13 protein-coding genes are annotated in these 18,997 nt (G+C 68.7%); 9 read left to right on the forward strand and 4 right to left on the reverse strand.

Features of this window, described 5'->3' with window-relative positions; genetic code table 11:
- Positions 1-27 precede the first annotated feature (27 nt).
- Positions 28-1,032, reverse strand: coding sequence for a LacI family DNA-binding transcriptional regulator (locus ACFU53_RS21350; RefSeq protein WP_383994528.1), 1,005 nt, complete (start codon positions 1,030-1,032; stop codon positions 28-30).
- Between the two features lie 143 nt (positions 1,033-1,175).
- Here ACFU53_RS21350 and ACFU53_RS21355 point away from each other — a divergent pair, with 143 nt between their 5' ends.
- Entirely contained in the window at positions 1,176-2,327 is a 1,152-nt protein-coding gene (locus ACFU53_RS21355) for a Gfo/Idh/MocA family protein (protein ID WP_383994531.1), read from the forward strand.
- A gap of 44 nt (positions 2,328-2,371) precedes the next feature.
- Here the strand turns inward: ACFU53_RS21355 and ACFU53_RS21360 are convergent, their stop codons facing one another.
- The 3 genes from ACFU53_RS21360 to iolC all read right to left on the reverse strand — a co-directional run bounded on the left by ACFU53_RS21360 (position 2,372) and on the right by iolC (position 6,438).
- Positions 2,372-3,142: a GntR family transcriptional regulator gene (locus tag ACFU53_RS21360; protein WP_383994534.1), complete on the reverse strand. Its 771-nt coding sequence runs from the start codon at positions 3,140-3,142 to the stop codon at positions 2,372-2,374.
- A gap of 157 nt (positions 3,143-3,299) precedes the next feature.
- Positions 3,300-5,456 carry a 3D-(3,5/4)-trihydroxycyclohexane-1,2-dione acylhydrolase (decyclizing) gene (iolD, locus tag ACFU53_RS21365; protein WP_383994536.1) on the reverse strand — a complete coding sequence of 719 codons (2,157 nt, stop codon included), beginning with the start codon at positions 5,454-5,456 and terminating at the stop codon, positions 3,300-3,302.
- 25 nt (positions 5,457-5,481) lie between these two features.
- Positions 5,482-6,438, reverse strand: a complete 957-nt coding sequence (iolC, locus tag ACFU53_RS21370) for a 5-dehydro-2-deoxygluconokinase (protein ID WP_383994539.1) — start codon at positions 6,436-6,438, stop codon at positions 5,482-5,484.
- 332 nt (positions 6,439-6,770) lie between these two features.
- Between iolC and ACFU53_RS21375 the strand changes: the two genes are divergently transcribed.
- From ACFU53_RS21375 to fxsT, 8 genes are all read left to right on the forward strand, one after another.
- Positions 6,771-7,790 carry a sugar ABC transporter substrate-binding protein gene (locus ACFU53_RS21375; protein ID WP_383994542.1) on the forward strand — a complete coding sequence of 340 codons (1,020 nt, stop codon included), beginning with the start codon at positions 6,771-6,773 and terminating at the stop codon, positions 7,788-7,790.
- Positions 7,791-7,795: 5 nt separating this feature from the next.
- Positions 7,796-8,872, forward strand: coding sequence for an ABC transporter permease (locus ACFU53_RS21380; protein WP_383994545.1), 1,077 nt, complete (start codon positions 7,796-7,798; stop codon positions 8,870-8,872).
- 8 nt (positions 8,873-8,880) lie between these two features.
- The gene (locus ACFU53_RS21385; protein ID WP_383994548.1) at positions 8,881-9,855 is read left to right on the forward strand and encodes an ATP-binding cassette domain-containing protein; all 975 of its coding nucleotides are present in this window, start codon (positions 8,881-8,883) and stop codon (positions 9,853-9,855) included.
- Between the two features lie 333 nt (positions 9,856-10,188).
- Positions 10,189-10,344 carry an FxSxx-COOH cyclophane-containing RiPP peptide gene (fxsA, locus tag ACFU53_RS21390; protein WP_383994551.1) on the forward strand — a complete coding sequence of 52 codons (156 nt, stop codon included), beginning with the start codon at positions 10,189-10,191 and terminating at the stop codon, positions 10,342-10,344.
- Positions 10,345-10,377: 33 nt separating this feature from the next.
- On the forward strand, positions 10,378-12,846 hold the full coding sequence (locus ACFU53_RS21395; protein WP_383994554.1) for an FxsB family cyclophane-forming radical SAM/SPASM peptide maturase: 2,469 nt from the start codon (positions 10,378-10,380) through the stop codon (positions 12,844-12,846).
- 237 nt (positions 12,847-13,083) lie between these two features.
- Positions 13,084-13,671, forward strand: coding sequence for a TIR-like protein FxsC (locus ACFU53_RS21400; protein WP_383994557.1), 588 nt, complete (start codon positions 13,084-13,086; stop codon positions 13,669-13,671).
- Positions 13,672-13,675: 4 nt separating this feature from the next.
- Entirely contained in the window at positions 13,676-15,016 is a 1,341-nt protein-coding gene (gene fsxC, locus ACFU53_RS21405; RefSeq protein ID WP_383994560.1) for an FxsC protein, read from the forward strand.
- Positions 15,013-18,966, forward strand: coding sequence for an FxSxx-COOH system tetratricopeptide repeat protein (gene fxsT, locus ACFU53_RS21410; protein WP_383994563.1), 3,954 nt, complete (start codon positions 15,013-15,015; stop codon positions 18,964-18,966). Before fsxC ends, fxsT begins: the two co-directional genes overlap by 4 nt.
- Positions 18,967-18,997: the final 31 nt, after the last annotated feature.

An 18,997-nucleotide genomic window follows, 5' to 3' on the forward strand; every position in this document is an offset into this window, starting at 1 on the left:
GCGGGGCGGCGGCTCGCGGCGGCCGCCTCAGTGGTCGGCCGGCGGGCCGGTCGTGCCACGGACCTCCAGGGCCGGGGTGGTCAGGACGACCTTGCCGGGGCGGGTCGGGTCGGCGATGCGGTCGAGGAGGCACTGGGCGGCGGCGCGGCCGACGTCGTGGCTTGCGTTGTCCACGGTGGTGAGCCAGAGGTGGCGCAGGCGTGAGACGTAGGTGTTGTCGTAGCCGACGAGGGAGAGGTCGCGCGGCACCTTCAGGCCCAGTTCCTCGGCGGCGGAGAGGGCGCCCACGCAGGCCATGTCGTTGAACGCCACGATGGCGGTGGGGCGTTCGGGGATGCCGAGCAGTCGGACCGTGGCGCGGTAGCCGCCCTCCTCCGTCAGGTCGCCCCGCTCGACGGCCGCCGTGTCGCTCAGCCCGTGCTCGCGCATCACCGTCTCGAAGCTGCGGCGGCGCAGCGCCCCGACCACGCCGTCCCCCGCGATGTGGGCGATACGCCGGTGGCCGAGGCCGATGAGGTGCTCGGTGGCGAGGCGGGCGCCGTGCTGGTCGTCGCCCGCGACGACATCCACATGCGGGAGCGTGGGCTCGCGGGCGCCCGCGACCACGGTCGGGATGAGACCGGCCGCCGTGCGCAGGGCCTCGGACGGCGGCAGGGTGCCGACCGCGATCAGCCCGTCGACCCGCAGCTCGGTGAAGGTGCGGGTGAGGTCCTCGCCGAGCCGCCGGTTGAGATGGCCGTCGGCCAGCAGCATGCGCAGACCGTTGTCGTGCAGGCGGGCGTTGAGGCCGTCCAGCAGCTCGACGAACCAGGGATTGCGCATGTCGTTGAGGAGGACGCCGACCGTGCGGGTGCGGCGCTCGCTCAGGCTGCGCGCGGCGGCGTTCGGCCGGTAGCCCAGCTGGTCCACGGCCGTCAGCACGGCATCGCGCTTCTCGGGGCGCACCTGGTCGGAGCCGCGCAGCACCAGGGAGACCAGTGACTTCGACACGCCGGCCCGCTCGGCGACATCGCGGATCGTCGGGGGTCTCATGGCGTGGACCGTTCCATAGCCGGAGCGTCGTTGTCAAAGGGGTTGACAGCTGCGAAGACGGCCTCGCACAGTGGGCGGCGTAGGCTCTGGAACGGTCCAAAACGAGGTCCGGGATTCCAGTGCGGGTCCGAAGAAGGGCAGTCATGGTGAGTGCGCTCGGTGTCGCCGTCGTGGGGTTCGGCTGGATGGGACGGGTGCACACCCAGGCGTACGCCCGGGTGCCGCACCACTTCCCGCAGCTGAGCCTGCGGCCCGAGCTGGTCACCGTCGTCGAGGAGGTGCCCGGCCGCGCCGAGGAGGCGGCCCGGCAGTTCGGGTTCGCCACGACCGCCCGCAACTGGCGCGAGGTGGCCGCTGATCCACGGATCCAGGCGGTCAGCATCACCGCGCCGAACTTCCTGCACCGGGAGATCGGCGTCGCCATGGCCGAGGCGGGCAAGCACATCTGGATCGAGAAGCCGGTCGGGCTGACCGCCACCGACGCCCGCGCCGTCGCCGACGCGGTCACGAAGGCCGGCGTCCAGGGCACCGTCGGCTTCAACTACCGCAACGCGCCCGCGGTCTCCGCCGCCCGCGAGCTGATCACCGCCGGTGAGATCGGCACGGTCACGCACGTCCGCATCCGTCTCTTCAGCGACTACGCCGCCCACCCGGAGGGCGCGCTGACCTGGCGGTACGAGCGGGAGCGCGGCGGCAGCGGCGTCCTCGGCGACCTCGCCTCGCACGGCGTGGACCTGGCCCGTTTCCTGCTCGGTGACATCGCCTCCCTCACCGCCGACACCGCGATCTTCGTCCCCGAGCGGTCCCGGCCCACCGGCGCCACCGCCGGCCACACCCGCGCCTCGGGCGGCGAACTGGGCCCCGTCGAGAACGAGGACTACGTCAACTGCCTGCTCCGCTTCGCGTCCGGCGCCCGGGGTGTCCTGGAGGCCTGCCGGGTCTCCGTCGGCGAGCAGAACAACTACGGCTTCGAGATCCACGGCACCAAGGGCGCCGTCTTCTGGGATTTCCGCCGCATGGGTGAACTGGGCCTCAGCAAGGGTGACGTCTACCAGGACCAGTCCGTCCACACCATCTTCGTCGGCCCCGACCACGGCGCGTTCGGCGCCTTCCAGCCGGGCTCCGCCAACGCCATGGGCTACGACGACCTCAAGGTCGTGGAGGCGTACAACTTCCTGCGCTCGATCGCCGAGGGCACCCCGCACGGCGCCACCTTGGCGGACGCCGTGCACAGCGCCACCGCGCTGGACGCCATGAGCCGCTCCGCCGAGACCGGGGCATGGGTGGATCTCTGAGCCCTTGAACCGTTCCCGTCCCCTGAACTGCCTCTGCCCGAACCTCAGTTGCGGACGAGCAGCTGGAAGTCGAAGGAGTAGCGCGAGGCCCGGTAGATGTGGGTGCCGTACTCGACCGCGCGGCCGGTGTCGTCGTACGCCGTGCGCTGCATGGTGAGGAGTGCGGCGCCCTCCGGGTCGCCGAGGCGGTCGGCCTCCTCGGGGGTGGCGATGCGGGCGCCGACGCTCTGGTGGGCGCTGTGCAGGGTGATGCCGGCGTTGCGCATCAACCGGTACAGGCCGGTCGACTCCAGATGCTCGGTGTCGAGGGCCAGCAGCCCGGCCGGGACGAAGTTGGACAGGAACGCCACCGGCTGGCCGTGGGTGAGGCGCAGTCGCTCGAAGAGGTGCACCTCGGCGCCCTCGGCGATGCCCAGGGCGGCCGCGACCTCGGCGGAGGCCGGCCGGATCTCGCTCAGCAGCACCTTGGTCGCGGGCTGCTGACCGGCCGCCTCCAGGTCGTCGTACAGGCTGCTCAGCTCCAGCGGCCGTTTGACCTGGCTGTGCACCACCTGCGTGCCGACGCCCCGACGGCGTACGAGCAGGCCCTTGTCGACGAGCGACTGGATGGCCTGCCGTACGGTCGGCCGGGACAGACCGAGACGGCCCGCGAGCTCGATCTCGTTGCCCAGCAGGCTGCCCGGGCCGAGCGCACCGTGCTCGATCGCCGACTCCAGCTGCCGGGCCAGCTGGTAGTACAGCGGCACCGGGCTGCTCCGGTCGACGCTGAGGCCGAGACTCCCTGTACTCCCCGTAGTCGCGCTGGTCACGCCCATGAGGGTATCCGTCCGTCCGGATGACAGGAACCCCTGTCATCGCATTGTCCTTACATGACCGGGAGGTGTGGCCGGAGAGGGTTCACCGGAGTGCCACCTGGGGGGCCATGGAGAGGCCGGTCAGAGGGCCCCTCGGAGTGACCGTCGGCGACTGTCGTCAGAGGTGGCGGCGCTGGTTGGCCACCTCGCGGTCGTACGTCACGCGCGCCTCGACGGCCGCCGGGCGGGAGGCGGTCTCCGCGACCGGGACGTCCCACCAGGCCTCCGCCGGGGGAGCGGTGGGCGCCGGGTCGGTCTCGACGTACACGCAGGTGGGCCGGTCCGAGGCGCGGGCCGTCGCCAGCGCGTCACGCAGCTCCTTCACGGTCTTGGCGCGGATGACGTCCATGCCCAGGCTGGCCGCGTTGGCCGCCAGGTCCACCGGGAGCGGGGCGCCGGAGAAGGTGCCGTCGGCGGCGCGGTAGCGGTAGGCGGTGCCGAAGCGCTCGCCGCCCACCGACTCGGAGAGGCCGCCGATGGAGGCGTATCCGTGGTTCTGGATGAGGACCAGGTTGACGGGCAGGCCCTCCTGGACGGCCGTCACGATCTCCGTCGGCATCATCAGATACGTGCCGTCCCCGACCAGCGACCAGACGGCCGTGCCGGGGGCCGCCTGCTGGACACCGATTCCGGCCGGGATCTCGTAGCCCATACAGGAGTAGCCGTATTCGAGGTGGTACTGGCGGGGGCTGCGGGCGCGCCACAGCTTGTGCAGGTCGCCGGGGAGCGAGCCGGCCGCGTTGATGACGACGTCCTCGTCGCCGACGACCGCGTCCAGGGCGCCGAGCACCTGGGTCTGGGTCGGTACGGCGTGCTCGTCGGCCGGGGTGTAGGCGGCCTCGACGATCTGTTCCCAGCGCTCCTTGCCGGCCCGGTACTCGGCCTCGTACGCCTCGCTCACCCGGTGGCCGTCCAGCGCCCCGGTGAGCGCCGCGAGACCGGCCTCCGCGTCGCAGACCACCGTCCGGGCGCCCAGCTTGTGGGCGTCGAAGGCGGCGATGTTGAGGTTGACGAAACGGACGTCCGGGCTCTGGAAGAGGGTGTTGGAGGCGGTGGTGAAATCGGTGTAGCGGGTGCCGACGCCGACGATCAGGTCGGCGGTGCGGGCGATGTCGTCGCAGACCGCGGTGCCGGTGTGGCCGATGCCGCCGAGGTCGGCCGGGTGGTCGTACCGCAGGGACCCCTTGCCCGCCTGGGTGGACGCGACGGGGATGCCCGTGGCGTCGACCAGCGCCTTGAGGGCGTCTTCGGCCTCGCTGTGGTGGATGCCGCCGCCCGCGACGATGAGGGGACGCCGGGCGGCGCGGATCGCCCGGACCGCCTCCGCCAGCTCGACCGGGTCGGGCGCGGGACGCCGTACGCGCCAGACGCGCTCGGCGAAGAACTCCTCCGGCCAGTCGTACGCCTCCGCCTGGACGTCCTGCGGCAGGGCGAGGGTGACGGCCCCGGTGTCGGCGGGGTCGGCGAGGACGCGCATGGCGTTCAGGGCGGCCGGGATCAGGGCCTCGGGGCGGGTGACGCGGTCGAAGTGGCGGGAGACCGGGCGCAGGGTGTCGTTGACCGAGACATCGGCCTCGGTGGGGTGCTCCAGCTGCTGGAGCAGCGGGTCGGCGGTGCGGGTCGCGAAGTAGTCGCCGGGGAGGAGGAGCACGGGCAGGCGGTTGATGGTGGCCAGGGCGGCGCCGGTGACCAGGTTGGTGGCGCCGGGGCCGATGGAGGTGGTGACCGCCTGTGCGGAGAGGCGGTTCAGCTGGCGGGCGTAGCCGACGGCGGCGTGCACCATGGACTGCTCGTTGCGGCCCTGGTGGAACGGCATCGTCTCCTCACCGGCCTCCAGGAGGGCCTGGCCCAGTCCCGCGACATTGCCGTGGCCGAAGATGCCCCAGGTCCCGGCGATCAGCCGGCGGCGTACACCGTCGCGCTCGGTGTACTGCGCGGACAGGAACCGCACCAGCGCCTGGGCGACGGTCAGACGGCGGGTGGGCTGGGACATCGGGACCTCACAGGGGCGAAGGGTTGTGTTGTGGGGGCGGGTCTTGTGTGGGACGGGGTTTCGGGTGCGGCGGGGCTTGCGTGGGACGGGGGTTTGGTGGGCGGCGGGGTTCGTGAGGGCCTTGCGCCACTTCTCGTGGGCGCCCTCCCGATCCTTGCCCACTTCGCCGCCGAGAAGCACGGTCGGCAGGGTGGAGGTCTCCAGGACCTCGGCCATGGCGTCGGGATCGTCGGTGACGGGCAGCTCGAGCCAGGTGTTTGTTCCCGCGGTTCCCCCACTCACCCGCAGACGAGGGCGAACCGCATGGTCACCCACCCGTCAGCAGCTCCTCGACTTCCCCTTCGGTAGGCATCGCCGCGGAACAAGCCAGCCGGGACGCGACGATCGCACCCGCCGCGTTGGCGTGGCGCATGATCTGCTCCAGGTCCCAGCCGCGCAGCAGCCCGTGGCAGAGGGAGCCGCCGAACGCGTCGCCCGCGCCGAGCCCGTTGACGACCTCCACCGGCACCGGCGGCACCTCGGCGACCGTGCCGTCGCGGTGGACGGCGAGGACGCCCTTGGGGCCCTGCTTGACGACGGCCAGCTCCGCACCGGCCTCCAGCAGCGCCTCCGCACATGCCCGCGGTTCGCGGACCCCCGTGGCGACCTCGCACTCGTCGAGGTTCCCGACGGCCACGGTGGCGTGCCGCAGGGCCTCGGCGTAGTACGGGCGGGCGGTCTCGGGGTCGCCCCAGAACATCGGCCGCCAGTCGAGGTCGAAGACGGTGATGCCGGACCTGCCACGGGCCTTGAGCGCGGCGAGCGTGGCCGAGCGGCTGGGCTCCTCGCTCAGACCGGTGCCGGTGATCCAGAAGATGCGGGCCGCGCGGATGGCGAAGCAGTCCAGTTCGTCGGTGCGGATCTCCAGGTCGGGGGCCTTGGGGCGGCGGTAGAAGTAGAGCGGGAAGTCGTCCGGCGGGAAGATCTCGCAGAACGTGACCGGGGTCGGGTACTCCGCCACGGGCGTGACGAACCGGTCGTCGACACCGAACTCCTTGAGCGCCTCGCGCAGAAACGTGCCGAAGGGGTCGTCGCCGGTCCGGGTGATCACGGCGGTGGTGTTGCCCAGCCGCGCGGCGGCCACCGCGACGTTGGCGGCCGATCCGCCGAGGAACCTTCCGAAGGACTCGACGCGTGCCAGTGGGACGCCGATCTGCAACGGATAGAGATCGATTCCGATACGGCCCATGGTGATCAGATCGAAGGATTCGGCGGACTCGGGCATGCGCGTCGCTCCTCGGGTGGGGGATGCGGGCCACCGGAGGACCGCGGCGCGCGGGGATGCGAGCACTCGGGTCCGGATGTATCCCAGGTGTAGGACCCGAAGCGACCCTCTGTCAAGGCTTTGTACTGACATCCTGACCTGCACGTGAAATGATGTCTTAACAAAGTCTTGACAGAGGGGCCCGCCAGGGGTTTGTATCCCGTCCCAACGAAACAGCGCAGTCGGCCTACCGGCACAATGATCCGGACTTTCGAAGTCCGGGCCCGCGCGGGCACTCCGCCCGACGCTGTCCCGTTCCCTTTCCCCCTGTCGCACAGTGAGGTGCAGGAAAGATGGACCGCACGTTTCACCTCCGCTCACGCAGAGTGGCCCCCTTTTTCGCCATGGCCGCGGCATCCGCGCTGCTGATAGCCGGCTGCTCCAGTGGTTCCGGCGGCAAGGAGTCCGAGGAAGGCGGGGCAGACGCCTCCGCGGGCAAGGCCGACACCGCCCGGATGAAGGTCGCGCTGGTCACCCACCAGGCCCCCGGCGACACCTTCTGGGACATCGTCCGCAAGGGCGCCCAGGCGGCGGCCGACAAGGACAACATCGAGCTCATCTACTCGGCGGACCCGAACGCCGGCAACCAGGCCAACCTGGTGCAGAACGCGATCGACCAGAAGGTCGACGGCATCGCCATCACCCTCGCCAAGCCCGACGCGATGAAGGACGTCGTGGCCAAGGCGACGAAGGCGGGTATCCCCGTGGTCGGCCTGAACTCCGGTCTGAGCGACTGGCAGAACCTCGGTCTGATGTCCTTCTTCGGGCAGGACGAGAGCGTGGCGGGCGAGGCGTTCGGCAAGCGGCTGAACGACGTCGGCGCCAAGAAGGCCGTCTGTGTCGTGCAGGAGCAGGGCAACGTCGGCCTGGAGCAGCGCTGCGCGGGTGTGGAGAAGACCTTCGAGGGCGATACCGAGATCCTCAACGTCACGGGCACCGACATGCCGTCCGTGAAGTCGACCATCACCGCCAAGCTCAAGCAGGACACCGCCATCGACTACGTGGTCGCCCTCGGTGCCCCCTACGCCCTGACCGCGGTCCAGTCGGTCGCGGACGCGGGCAGCAAGGCGAAGGTCGCCACCTTCGACCTGAACAAGGAGCTGACGGACTCGATCAAGAGCGGTGACATCGCGTTCGCGGTGGATCAGCAGCCGTACCTGCAGGGCTACCTGGCCGTGGACTCGCTGTGGCTCTACAAGAACAACGGCAACTACAGCGGCGGCGGCGAGGAAGCGGTGCTGACCGGCCCCGCGTTCGTCGACGAGAAGAACGTCGACACGATCGCCAAGTTCGCCGCGAAGGGTACCCGGTGATCTGAATGACCCAAGCAACGGCACCGGCGGCGAGTTCCTCGCCGCCGGCTCCGCCGGCCGGCACGCAGAAGGACGGGCGCACCGTGCAGCGCTCGCTCGGGCGCCGGTTGATGGCCCGCCCCGAGGTCGGCGCGCTGATCGCCGCGATCGGTGTGTACGTCTTCTTCTTCTCGGTGGCCCCGTCCTTCCGCGAGGCCAGTTCGCTGGCGACCGTGCTCTACCAGGCCTCCGTCATGGGCATCATGGCGATCCCGGTGGCCCTGCTGATGATCGGCGGGGAGTTCGACCTGTCCGCCGGTGTCGCGGTCACCACCTCCGCGCTGACCGCCGCGATCATCAGCTTCCAGCTGACGGTCAACGTGTGGACCGGTGTCTTCGTCGCGCTGATCGTGTCGTTGGCGGTGGGCGCGTTCAACGGCTGGCTGCTGATCAAGACCGGGCTGCCCAGCTTCCTCGTCACGCTCGGGTCGTTCCTGATCCTGCAGGGCTCGAACCTGGCGGTGACGAAGATCTTCACCGAAAATGTCGCCAGCGACTCCATCAGCGACATGGACGGCTTCGACCAGGCCAAGAGCGTCTTCGCCTCCGAGATCGGCATCGGCGGCGTCGATGTCAAGGTCACGGTCTTCTACTGGCTGGCCTTCGCGGCGATCGCCACCTGGCTGCTGCTGCGTACCAAGTTCGGCAACTGGATCTTCGCGGTCGGTGGCAGCAAGGACAGTGCGCGGGCCGTCGGCGTGCCCGTGAACTTCACGAAGGTCGCCCTGTTCATGGGTGTCGGCGCGGGCGCCTGGTTCGTCGGGATGCACCTGCTGTTCTCGTTCAACACGGTCCAGTCCGGTGAGGGCGTGGGCAACGAGTTCCTGTACATCATCGCGGCGGTGATCGGCGGCTGTCTGCTGACCGGCGGTTACGGCTCGGCGGTGGGCCCGGTGATCGGTGCCTTCATCTTCGGCATGGTCTCCCAGGGCATCGTCTACGCCAACTGGAACCCCGACTGGTTCAAGGCCTTCCTCGGCGTGATGCTCCTGATCGCCGCCCTCGTCAACTTGTGGGTCCGCAGCCAAGCGACCCGGAGGTGAACCACCCCATGACCAACACCAACGGATCCGCGGCCAACGGTGCGCCCGCGAAGGACGTCACCAAGGACACCGGCAAGGACACCGGTAAAGACACCGGCAAGGATGTCGTCCACGACGCGGCGCCCGGCCAGGACAAGCCGATCGTCGAACTGCGCGACGCGGGCAAGGCCTACGGCAACATCCGCGCCCTGCACGGTGTGAACCTCACCGTCCACCCCGGCAAGGTCACCTGCGTCCTGGGCGACAACGGCGCCGGCAAGTCCACCCTCATCAAGATCATCTCGGGTCTGCACCAGCACACCGAGGGCGAGTTCGTCATCGACGGCAAACCGGTGCGCTTCTCCACCCCGCGCGAGGCGCTGGACGCGGGCATCGCCACCGTCTACCAGGACCTGGCGACCGTGCCCCTGATGCCGGTGTGGCGCAACTTCTTCCTCGGCTCGGAGATGACCAAGGGGCCTTGGCCCGTCCGCCGCCTCGACATCGAGAAGATGAAGAAGACGGCCGACGAGGAACTGCGGAACATGGGGATCGTCCTGGACGACCTCGACCAGCCCATCGGCACCCTGTCCGGCGGCCAGCGCCAGTGCGTCGCCATCGCCCGCGCCGTCTACTTCGGCGCCCGCGTCCTGATCCTGGACGAGCCCACCGCCGCCCTCGGCGTCAAGCAGTCGGGCGTGGTGCTGAAGTACATCGCCGCCGCCCGCGACCGCGGCCTCGGCGTCATCTTCATCACCCACAACCCTCACCACGCCTACATGGTCGGCGACCACTTCAGCGTCCTGCGCCTGGGCACCCTCGAACTCAGCGCCGCCCGCGACCAGGTCAGCCTCGAAGAACTCACCAACCACATGGCCGGCGGCACCGAACTCGCCGCCCTCAAACACGAGTTGGCCCAAGTGCGCGGCGTCGACGTCGAGGAACTCCCCGAGGAGGAGGACCTCACCGCACCCGTGGTCTCCTCGAAGGACGGGGCTGCGTAACGGTGGCGGCTGCTCCCGGCGGGCAGCCACGCCGATGACGACGGCCGGGTCGTCAGGACGACTTTCCTGGTACGACGGCCCCTTCTGCCGAAGGGGCGTCCAGGAAGGGCATCCTGACGATCGCGGCCGCTCGTGCTGACGGTGCTTCAGGCGGCGAGTCCGCTGCCGATCAGTGCGGCTCAAGAGCCCGGAACCCGCGTTTCAGCGCTGTGCCAAGCCGTTTGACGGTGTCTCTTCGATTCGCGCACTTGGCTGGCGATCGCCTTGATGTTCGGTTACCGGGCCGTCACCATGAGGTGTGCCGCCCGGAGCCGTACGCCCGAGGAGACGCCTATGGACAGGTACGAGCAGCCCTTCGCCACGAGCGTCGTCAGGGACTTGCACGACACCTCACTCGGTGAGGTGCCGGAGTCCGCTCAGGATTCGACCATGGCAAGGATGCTCGCAAACGGCGGAGAGCCGGTGGCCGCCTTCCAGTCGTCGCTCTGACCGGCCTGGCCGGAACGACCAGGGATCGTACCGGTGACGGTGGCGCGGCCCTTCCGCCAGTTTGTGATCAAGGTGCACAGCCGTTGCGATCTGGCCTGTGACCACTGCTACGTCTACCAGCACGCCGACCAGAGCTGGCGCGGGCGTCCGGTGACGATGTCGGAGGAAACGTTCCGTCGTACGGCCGAGCGGATCGCCGAGCATGCCGCCGCACACCGGCTCACCCGCGTCCATGTCGTGCTCCACGGCGGCGAGCCCCTGCTCGCCGGTCGGGAACGACTACGCGGCTTCGCCCGCGACCTGCGCTCGGCGCTGCGCGACGTGGCAGAACTCGATCTGCGCATGCAGACCAATGGACTCCGACTGGACGACGAGTTCTGCGCGATGCTCGTCGACGAGTCCATCGGCACCAGCATCTCGCTCGACGGGGACGAGGCGTCCAACGACCGGCACCGGATCAGACGGGACGGCTCCGGCTCCTACCGGGATGTGGTGCGCGCGGTGCGCCTCCTGGCCGCACCGGCGTACCGCGGTGCCTTCGGCGGGCTGCTCTGCACGATCGATGTCGAGAACGACCCGGTGGAGGTGTACCGGGCGCTGGCCGAACTCCGCCCGCCCGCCATCGACTTCCTGCTGCCGCACGCCACCTGGGAGTCCCCGCCGCCCCGCCCCGGCGGAGAGAGCGGCTCCGAATACGCCGACTGGCTGATCGCCGTGCACAAGCAGTGGACCGCGGACGGCATGCCGATGCGGATCCGGATGTTCGAGTCGATCAGCCGCCTGAGCCGCGGCCGCGGCAGCCTCACCGAGGCACTGGGGTTGGGCAGTTCGGACCTGCTCGTGGTGGAGACCGACGGCGCCATCGAGCAGGCGGACTGGTTGAAGACGGCCTATCCGGGAGCCCCCGCGACCGGCATGCACATCGCTACCCACCGCCTGGGGGAGGCCGCCGAACACCGGGGCATCCAGGCCCGCCGCGCCGGACTGGACGGGCTGAGCGCGCAGTGCCGCGCCTGCCCCGTCGTGTCGGTCTGCGGCGGCGGCCTCTACGGACACCGCCACCGTAGGTCCAACGCCTTCGACAACCCTTCCGTCTACTGCGCGGACCTGCTGAAGATCATCGAGTACGTCCAGACGACGGAACGCAACGACGCCGACGTCCGCCACGGCTGGCACGGCCTGTCCTGGACCCACTTCGACGAACTGGCCGCCGGGTACGGCAGCTCGGCGGCCGTCCGGTCACTGGCCGCGGCACAGAACAGCCAGCGACGGGCGTTGCTGGCGGCCGCCCGCCGTGCGGACACCCAGGGCCCCGGGCTGGGGCCAGGTACAGCTACAGCTACAGCTACAGGGCTGGGGCCAGGTACAGGACTGGGTCCAAGTTCAGGTACCGGGCTTGGCCCGGGGATCGGCGGCTCGGCGGATTCGGCACGCGGCTGGGAGGCGATCCTCGCCCTGCCCGCCGCCGCACTGGACGTGCTGCTGGCCGACCCGTATCTACGCGTGTGGGCCCTCGCCTGCGGCCAGTCGGTGCGACGGCGGGCCGAGGGCCACCCGGCCGAGGCCGCGCTGTCGGCCGTCGCGCGCACCGGCGGGCAGCTGACCCTGGCCGTCCCACTGCGGCACGGGCCCGAGGGCTCGGCGATCCATCTGCCCGGCGTCGGGCGGCTGTTGCTGCGTACCGACAGCCGCGATCGGCTGTCCCGGACCGTCACTGTGACGGCTGCCGACACCGCGATCACTGTCGAAGGGCGCACCCTGGGCCGGGAGCAGCCGCCGGAAAGCATGATCTGGCAGCCGCTGCGGCAGCTGTCCGCGGACGGGTTGGAAGTGGCACTGGACGACCTGGATCCCTCCCGTGACTGTTATGGCTACCAGCCCCGGCCCCGACTGGCCGAGGCCGAATTCCGACGGTGGGAGGCGATGTTCGGGGAAGCCTGGCAGCTGATCCGGACCGAATACCCCGACTACGCACAGGGGATCGCCGCCGGCCTGACCACGGTGACCCCGCTCGCGCCCGCACCGTCCGGAGACGACGTCAGCGCCACCTCCCGGCACGCTTTCGGGGCGGTCGGCATCGCGCTGCCCCGCTCGGCCGAGGACCTGGCCATGCTGCTCATCCACGAGTACCAGCACGTCAAACTGGGCGCGATGCTCGACATGTTCGACCTGCTCGACGGCCTCGACGAGCGCCGCTACCGAGTGCTGTGGCGGCCCGAGCCCAGGCCGCTCGACGCCATCGTCCAGGGCGCGTACGCCCATCTCGCGGTCGCCGATGTGTGGCGGATCAGGGTCCGCCGCGGTGCGGCCGGTGTCGGCGCCGCCCTGTACGAACGCTCCCGCGTGGAGGCGGACAAGTGGCGTACGGCCGTGCTGGACGCCCTTGCCACCGTGGCCGGAACCGGCTCCTTGACCGCACTGGGGCACCGCTTCGTGCGCGGGCTTCGGGGCGAGGCCGAAACGCTGGGTGGAGTGGCCGAAACCGGTCCGATCGCGGTGTAATGGTCAGCCAACTCCCGTTCCCCGCACCGGTGTCCGGTACAACTTGCACTGGCCCAACCCCTGGCACCGGCAGTGGTTTTCGCGTTCCAATGGATTCCGGAGGAGATCCAGCTGCGATGTCCGGGGCCTGGGAGGGGCCCGCGGTGGGCTACGGGGGAGGGGAAAGGCGAGTCCATGGTTCAGGTGGCTTCTCGAGCAACTCAGTCTGCGGATTCCTCCGATCCGTACGTGTTCTTCATGAGCTACGCACGGACACCGCTGGCGGGGGTGCGGGTCAAAAAAGACGCGTCGGATGTGGCGCTGGAGCAGTTCCATGTCCAGTTATGCAGCGACATCATGCAATTGACCGACCACGACGGTCAGGAATTGCCCGGGTTCCTGGACAGGAGAATGCATCCCGGCGACGACTGGGAGGGCAGACTCAAACAGGCCCTGGCCACCTGCCGGGTCTTCGTACCGATCTACAACAGTCGGTACTTCAGGAGAGAATGGTGCGGAAAGGAATGGGACGCCTTCGCGCGGCGTCAGCAGCTCCGTACCAGGCCGTACACGGGCAACGCGATCATCCCCGTCCTCTGGGTGGGAGAGCAGCATCTGACTCTGCCGACCGTGGCGGCCAAGGTGCAGTACGCCCACTCCGATCTGGGTAAGGATTACCTGCAGTCCGGCCTCTACGGACTGAAGCAGGCGGGCCGCCACGCCAAGTACCGCAGCTCTGTATGGGCGCTCGCCCAGATGATCGTCAAAGTGGCTCAGCAGACCAGCCTTGAACCGTGTGACGTGGAGCTGTTCAGTGACCTCCGGAACGTCTTCGAGGGGGAGTAGCGGGATGCCGATGTTCTTCTTGAGCTATGCGCGGGTTCCTGCTCCCCGACACCGGGACATCTCGCAGGACCCCAATCGTCTGGTTTTCCAGTTCTTCGACGAACTGTGCGGGAAAGTGGCGCGCCACGCGAGAGTGTCGCGGGAGGAGGCCGGTTTCGTCGAGCGGCCCGGGGCACCGGGGGAGAAGTCGATCAAGGCGCTCCTCGGCTGCCAGGTCTTCGTCCCGCTGTACTCGAAGCGGTACTTCAGTAATCCGCAGTGCGGGCGGCAGTGGACCGCCGTCACCCAGGGAACCGCTCAAGGGGCTCGGCCGAGTATCGTCCCGGTGCTGTGGACGCCGTATTCGCCCACGTCGCTCCCCGAGAGGGTCAAGGAGCAGTACCCCGAAATGCCGGAAGGCTTCGGTGAAGCCGCCGAGAACTACGCCTCCATGGGGCTGCACCGACTGCTCGACCAGGTGCTCGACCTGGGTGAACGGCCGGACCAGGAGGACGAGCACACGGCGGCGCAGTTCTCCGCCCAGGTCGCCCAGATGACCGACTGGCTCGCCAGGCGCATCGTCGATGAGGCGGCCACGGTGCCCAGGCGGCCCCGGATGTTCTCCGGCGGGGGGCGGGCGACCGAACCGACCACACTGGCCGGGCTGGACGATGCCTTCGCCGACCCGCCCTTCGCCTCACCGCTGCACATCACCGTGCTCGCCCCGACCGAGGAACAGTTACCGGTCGGCCGTGACAACACGCGCTATGGGCCACGTGTCGACGACTGGCGGCCCTACGGCCAGGCGGTGGGACCTCTGGTCGAGCAGGTGGAGGCCCTGGCCCGCAATCTCGGCTTCGAGCCCACCGTGCATCCCTTCCACAAGCATCAGGCCGAGCTGAGGAGCGCGGAGATCCCGACGGCTCCCTGGATTCTGGTCGTGGACCCCTGGGCCTTGGAGAATCCCCAAATGGCAAGCCAGGCACGGGAGTTCGACAGGGCCCGGCAACCGTGGACGGGGGTGCTGAGTACCCTGGCGGGGGACGATCTGCAGACCAAGGAGCAGTCCGATCGACTGCGCGGGCTGCTGCTGACGCACTTCCCCCGCTTCCTCAGCGAGGGCCGGGCGGGGGAGCAGGAAGCGGTACGCGGTCTGGCCGGGGCGGATGTCTTCACCCGCTGGTTCAGCGAGCTGGCTGAGGCAACCAAGATCCGCTATTTGCGGTACATTCATTCGCAATTATCCCGGAGCGGCGCTGACGCCCGGGATGTTCCGGAATCCGGTGCGGACCTGCCACGACGGCCCGACGCCGGCAGGGGCAACGGGGCACCGAGCGACGGACGTCGCATGGAGGGCAGGCCATGACCGGCGACGACGCGGGCAGGATTATCACGTTCTACTCGTACAAGGGCGGTACGGGACGGACGATGGCGCTCGCCAACACGGCCTGGATTCTGGCGTCCGCGGGCAAGACCGTCCTGGTCGTCGACTGGGACCTCGACGCTCCGGGTCTGGACCGCTTCCTGCACCCCTTCCTGCATGAGAGTCAACTGCGGACCAAGCCAGGGGTGCTCGAACTATTCAGCCGTTCAATGCAGCGTCAGGCCGAATTCGGTGCTGGGCCGTCGGCCGGGGCCGACATCTGGTCGACCGACGGGATCCCCCTCAACAGCTGCCTCATTCAGGTCGACTGGGACTTCCCCGTAGGAGGTCAGCTCTACTATCTTCCGGCCGGTACGAAGAACAAGGGCTACCTCTCCGCGTTCTCACAGTTCGACTGGAAGCCCTTCATGGACGGGGACCTGCCCACCAGGTTCCTGGAAGGTCTGAAGCGTGAGTTCGTGGAGAACTTCGACTACGTCCTCATCGACAGTCGTACCGGCCTCAACGACATCTCCGACATCTGCACCGTCAGCCTGCCGCACACCCTGGTCACCTGCTTCACCCCGAGCAGCCAGAGCATCGAGGGCGCGGCGGGTGTCGCCGAACGCATCGACGGCATGTACCAGAACCGAGGCATTCGGATCCTTCCTGTCCCCATGCGGGTGGAGAACGCCGAGGCCGACCGGCTGGACGCAGCACGCGGGCAGATCCAGTACCGCTTCGACCGGATCGTGCGCAAGCACATCACCGACCGGGATCCGGACGACTACTGGGGCAGCGTGGAGATCCCCTACCGGCCCATCTATTCCTACGAGGAGACGCTGGCTCCGTTCCGTGAGCAGCCCGGCGACCCGAAGAGCCTGCTCGCCGCCTACGAGAGGCTGACCGCGGTCATCACGGACGGTCACGTCGACTCGATGCCACGCATCGACGAGCCACTGCGCCGCAAGACGCTCGACCGGTACACCCGCCATCGCCCGCCGCGCATCTCCGATGTGTACGTCAGCTTCGTTCCCCAGGACCGGAGTTGGGCCAACTGGGCGGGCGCCGTCCTGGAACAGGCCGGCTTCAAGGTCCATCTGGCACAGGAGGGCATGGCCGATGGGGCCCAGGTCAGGGACGAGGTCGAACGTGGTGTCGAGTCGGCTTCGCACACCTTGTTCATCTTCTCCGACACCTATCGCAGGTCGTCCCGCTTCCGCACCACGTGGGAAGCGGTCTACGCGGAGAGCGACCGACGTGCGCACCAGCTGGTCGCGATGCAGATCGACCCACAGGTGTCGTTGGAAGCGCCCTTCAGGGAACAACTCGTCGACATGACACGCTGCGAAACCGGAGAAGAGGGGCGAGACGCCCTGTTGACCTGGTTCGGCCGAAGCACCGAATCGCTGACGCACAGCCACTTCACCGGGACCGAGCCGGAACTGCCTCGATTCCCGAACACCGAACCCCTGGTTTTCGGGATTCCGTTGCGTACGTCGTCCTTTACCGGCCGTACGCAACTGCTGGAGGAGATCCGGGAGAAGCTGTCGAAGGACGAGACCCATGCTCTCGTACTCAAAGGCATGAGCGGGGTGGGGAAGACCCTGCTGGCCCAGGAGTTCGCGCACCGCTACCAGAGCGACTACGACATCGTTTGGCACATCCAGGCTGAGCAGAAGATCCTGGCCGTCGAACGGTACGCCGCCATGGCCGAGGAGCTCGGTCTGCCCGTTCGGACGAATCCGAGCGACACAGCCAGGAACGTGTACGAGGTACTCAACGAGAGTGACAAGTACGACAGTTGGCTGCTGATCCTGGACAACGTCACGGAGGCTGACCACCTGCCCGACTACATGATGGACGGCCGACGTGGCCATGTCCTGGTCACCAGCCAGCGCGCCGAGGGCTGGGGACGATTCGTGGACACCGTCGAGGTGCCCGTCTTCGAGCGGAACGAGAGCATCGCCCACCTGCACAGCCGACTGCCCGACTGTGACTGGCCAGAGGCCGACCAGATCGCCGAAGCCCTGGGCGACCTGCCGATCGCGATCGAGCGGGCCGCCGCGTACATCGAGCAGACCAGAGCCGATGTCCGCGGCTACATCAAGCAACTCCAGCCCCAAGCCACCGGAGCCCCCGACGACAACCAGGTCGGCGGGCTCGTCAAGTCGAGCACCAACACCTGGGAGTTCGGTCTCCGGCAGCTGAGGAACAGTTTCCCGGCGGCGGTGAAGCTCCTGCAGATCTGCTCCTACTACAGTCCCGAGCCGATCTCCATGGACCTGCTGGAGGGCTTCGAGATCTCCCAGGCGCTGGGCGGGGTTCTCACCGTCTCACGTGCCTACAAGGAGCTGAGCAAGTTCTCGCTGGTCACGGTGGACCGCAGGGCACGTACCGTGACGGTGCACCGGATGATGCAGAGCGCCATGCGGGAGGACATGACCGAGGCGGAGCGCGAGGCGGCCCGGGGGGTCGTCTATCGCTCGCTGATCGCCGCGAGACCGAGCGGGGATGACCCGGAGAACCCCAACACCTGGGAGAAGTACCGCATCATCTGGCCGCATCTCGGTACGGCCTGGGCCGAGGTCGCGCCCGACGAAGGCATCAAGGAACTCTTCGTGGACCGGGTCCGCCAGCTGCGCCGCCGGGGCGAGCTGAGCCAGGCGATGGACTACAGCCACAAGCGAGTGACCGCGTGGTCGGTGGAGGGGTCGCCGGACGAACGCTGGACGCTGCACATGCGCTTCCAGATCGCCAACATTCTGCGCGCCCAGGGAAGATACGAGGAGTCCCTCGCCGTGGACCAGGACGTCCTGGACCGACAGCGCGCTGTGTTCGGTGACGAGAACGACCAGCACATCCTCATGACCACCAGTAGCATCGCGGCCGACCTGCGAGGGCTGGGCCGGCTGAAGGAGGCTCTACGGTACGACGAGGAGACGTATGGGAGGTACGAACAGAACTACGGAGAGGACCACGCGCGCACTCTCAGTGCGGCCAACAACCTCGCTGTCGCCCTGAGGCTCTCCGGTGACTACTCCAGGGCCCGCGCCTACGACCGCAGGACGCTGGAACTCCGTGAGTCGATCCAGCTCCACGACCACCCTCTGACCATCGAGTCATCGGTGAACCTGGGCCGTGACCTGCGTGACTGCGGAGAATACGAGGAGTCCGTCACCCTGTTGCGGCTCGCCTACGAGCGCTGTCTGCGCAATCCTCGGCTTACCCAGGGGTCGCCGACCGTGCTGAACACGGCCAAGGGCCTGGCTGGTTCCCTGCGCAGGGCGGGACGGGCGGCGGAGGCCGAGGAGCTCGTGCGGCATGTGATGAGAAGCACCCCCGACGACGAGCAGCAGTCGTCCTCGGAACAGCTGCTGCTGCAGATGAGCCTGGCCGGTGACATGGCTGCCCAGGGCCGCGTCGGCGAGGGCCTGGAGCTGATCGGCACGGTTCAGGCAGGCCTGAGAGACAGCCTGGGGGAGAGCCACTCCCATACGGTGGCCTGCTCCGTCAACTACGCGGTCATGCTGCTCCATGACGTGGGGTCCATTCGCCTGGAAGCGGCCGTCGAGGCAGAGGAGTTGTTGCGCCGGGCGCAGGAAAGCTTCTCCAGACTCAATGGCGAGCACCATCCCTATACGCTGATCTGCCGCGCGAACCTGGCCGTCGCGGAGGCAGCGCTCGGCAGGTGGGCTGACGCCCGTATGACCAGCCATGCCGCGTACCAGGCGCTCAAGGAGGTTCTCGATCCCCTGCACCCGTCGACTCTGACCTGTGCGGGCAACCTCGCTGTCATCCTGAGTCATCTGGGCCGGTCCGACGAGGCCCACACCAAGCACCACGCCACGGTGGCCGCGCTGATCAAGCGCATCGGCGAGGATCATCCCCGGACGTACAGCCTGAAGGAATGGAGACTCAGCTGTCTCGACCTGGAGCCGCACCCCATCTAGCCATGACGAGTGTGGCTGTGCGGTCGTCGCC

Source organism: Streptomyces sp. NPDC057474 (assembly GCF_042802555.1).
Classification (GTDB): domain Bacteria; phylum Actinomycetota; class Actinomycetes; order Streptomycetales; family Streptomycetaceae; genus Streptomyces.

Coding starts and splice junctions, on each gene's coding strand:
- iolC (WP_383994539.1), bottom strand. CDS start 6,438: ATGCCCGAGTCCGCCGAATCCTTCGATCTGATCACCATGGGCCGTATC.
- ACFU53_RS21360 (WP_383994534.1), bottom strand. CDS start 3,142: ATGGGCGTGACCAGCGCGACTACGGGGAGTACAGGGAGTCTCGGCCTC.
- ACFU53_RS21375 (WP_383994542.1), top strand. CDS start 6,771: ATGGACCGCACGTTTCACCTCCGCTCACGCAGAGTGGCCCCCTTTTTC.
- ACFU53_RS21350 (WP_383994528.1), bottom strand. CDS start 1,032: ATGAGACCCCCGACGATCCGCGATGTCGCCGAGCGGGCCGGCGTGTCG.
- ACFU53_RS21385 (WP_383994548.1), top strand. CDS start 8,881: ATGACCAACACCAACGGATCCGCGGCCAACGGTGCGCCCGCGAAGGAC.
- fsxC (WP_383994560.1), top strand. CDS start 13,676: ATGCCGATGTTCTTCTTGAGCTATGCGCGGGTTCCTGCTCCCCGACAC.
- fxsA (WP_383994551.1), top strand. CDS start 10,189: ATGGACAGGTACGAGCAGCCCTTCGCCACGAGCGTCGTCAGGGACTTG.
- fxsT (WP_383994563.1), top strand. CDS start 15,013: ATGACCGGCGACGACGCGGGCAGGATTATCACGTTCTACTCGTACAAG.
- ACFU53_RS21400 (WP_383994557.1), top strand. CDS start 13,084: ATGAGCTACGCACGGACACCGCTGGCGGGGGTGCGGGTCAAAAAAGAC.
- ACFU53_RS21380 (WP_383994545.1), top strand. CDS start 7,796: ATGACCCAAGCAACGGCACCGGCGGCGAGTTCCTCGCCGCCGGCTCCG.
- ACFU53_RS21355 (WP_383994531.1), top strand. CDS start 1,176: ATGGTGAGTGCGCTCGGTGTCGCCGTCGTGGGGTTCGGCTGGATGGGA.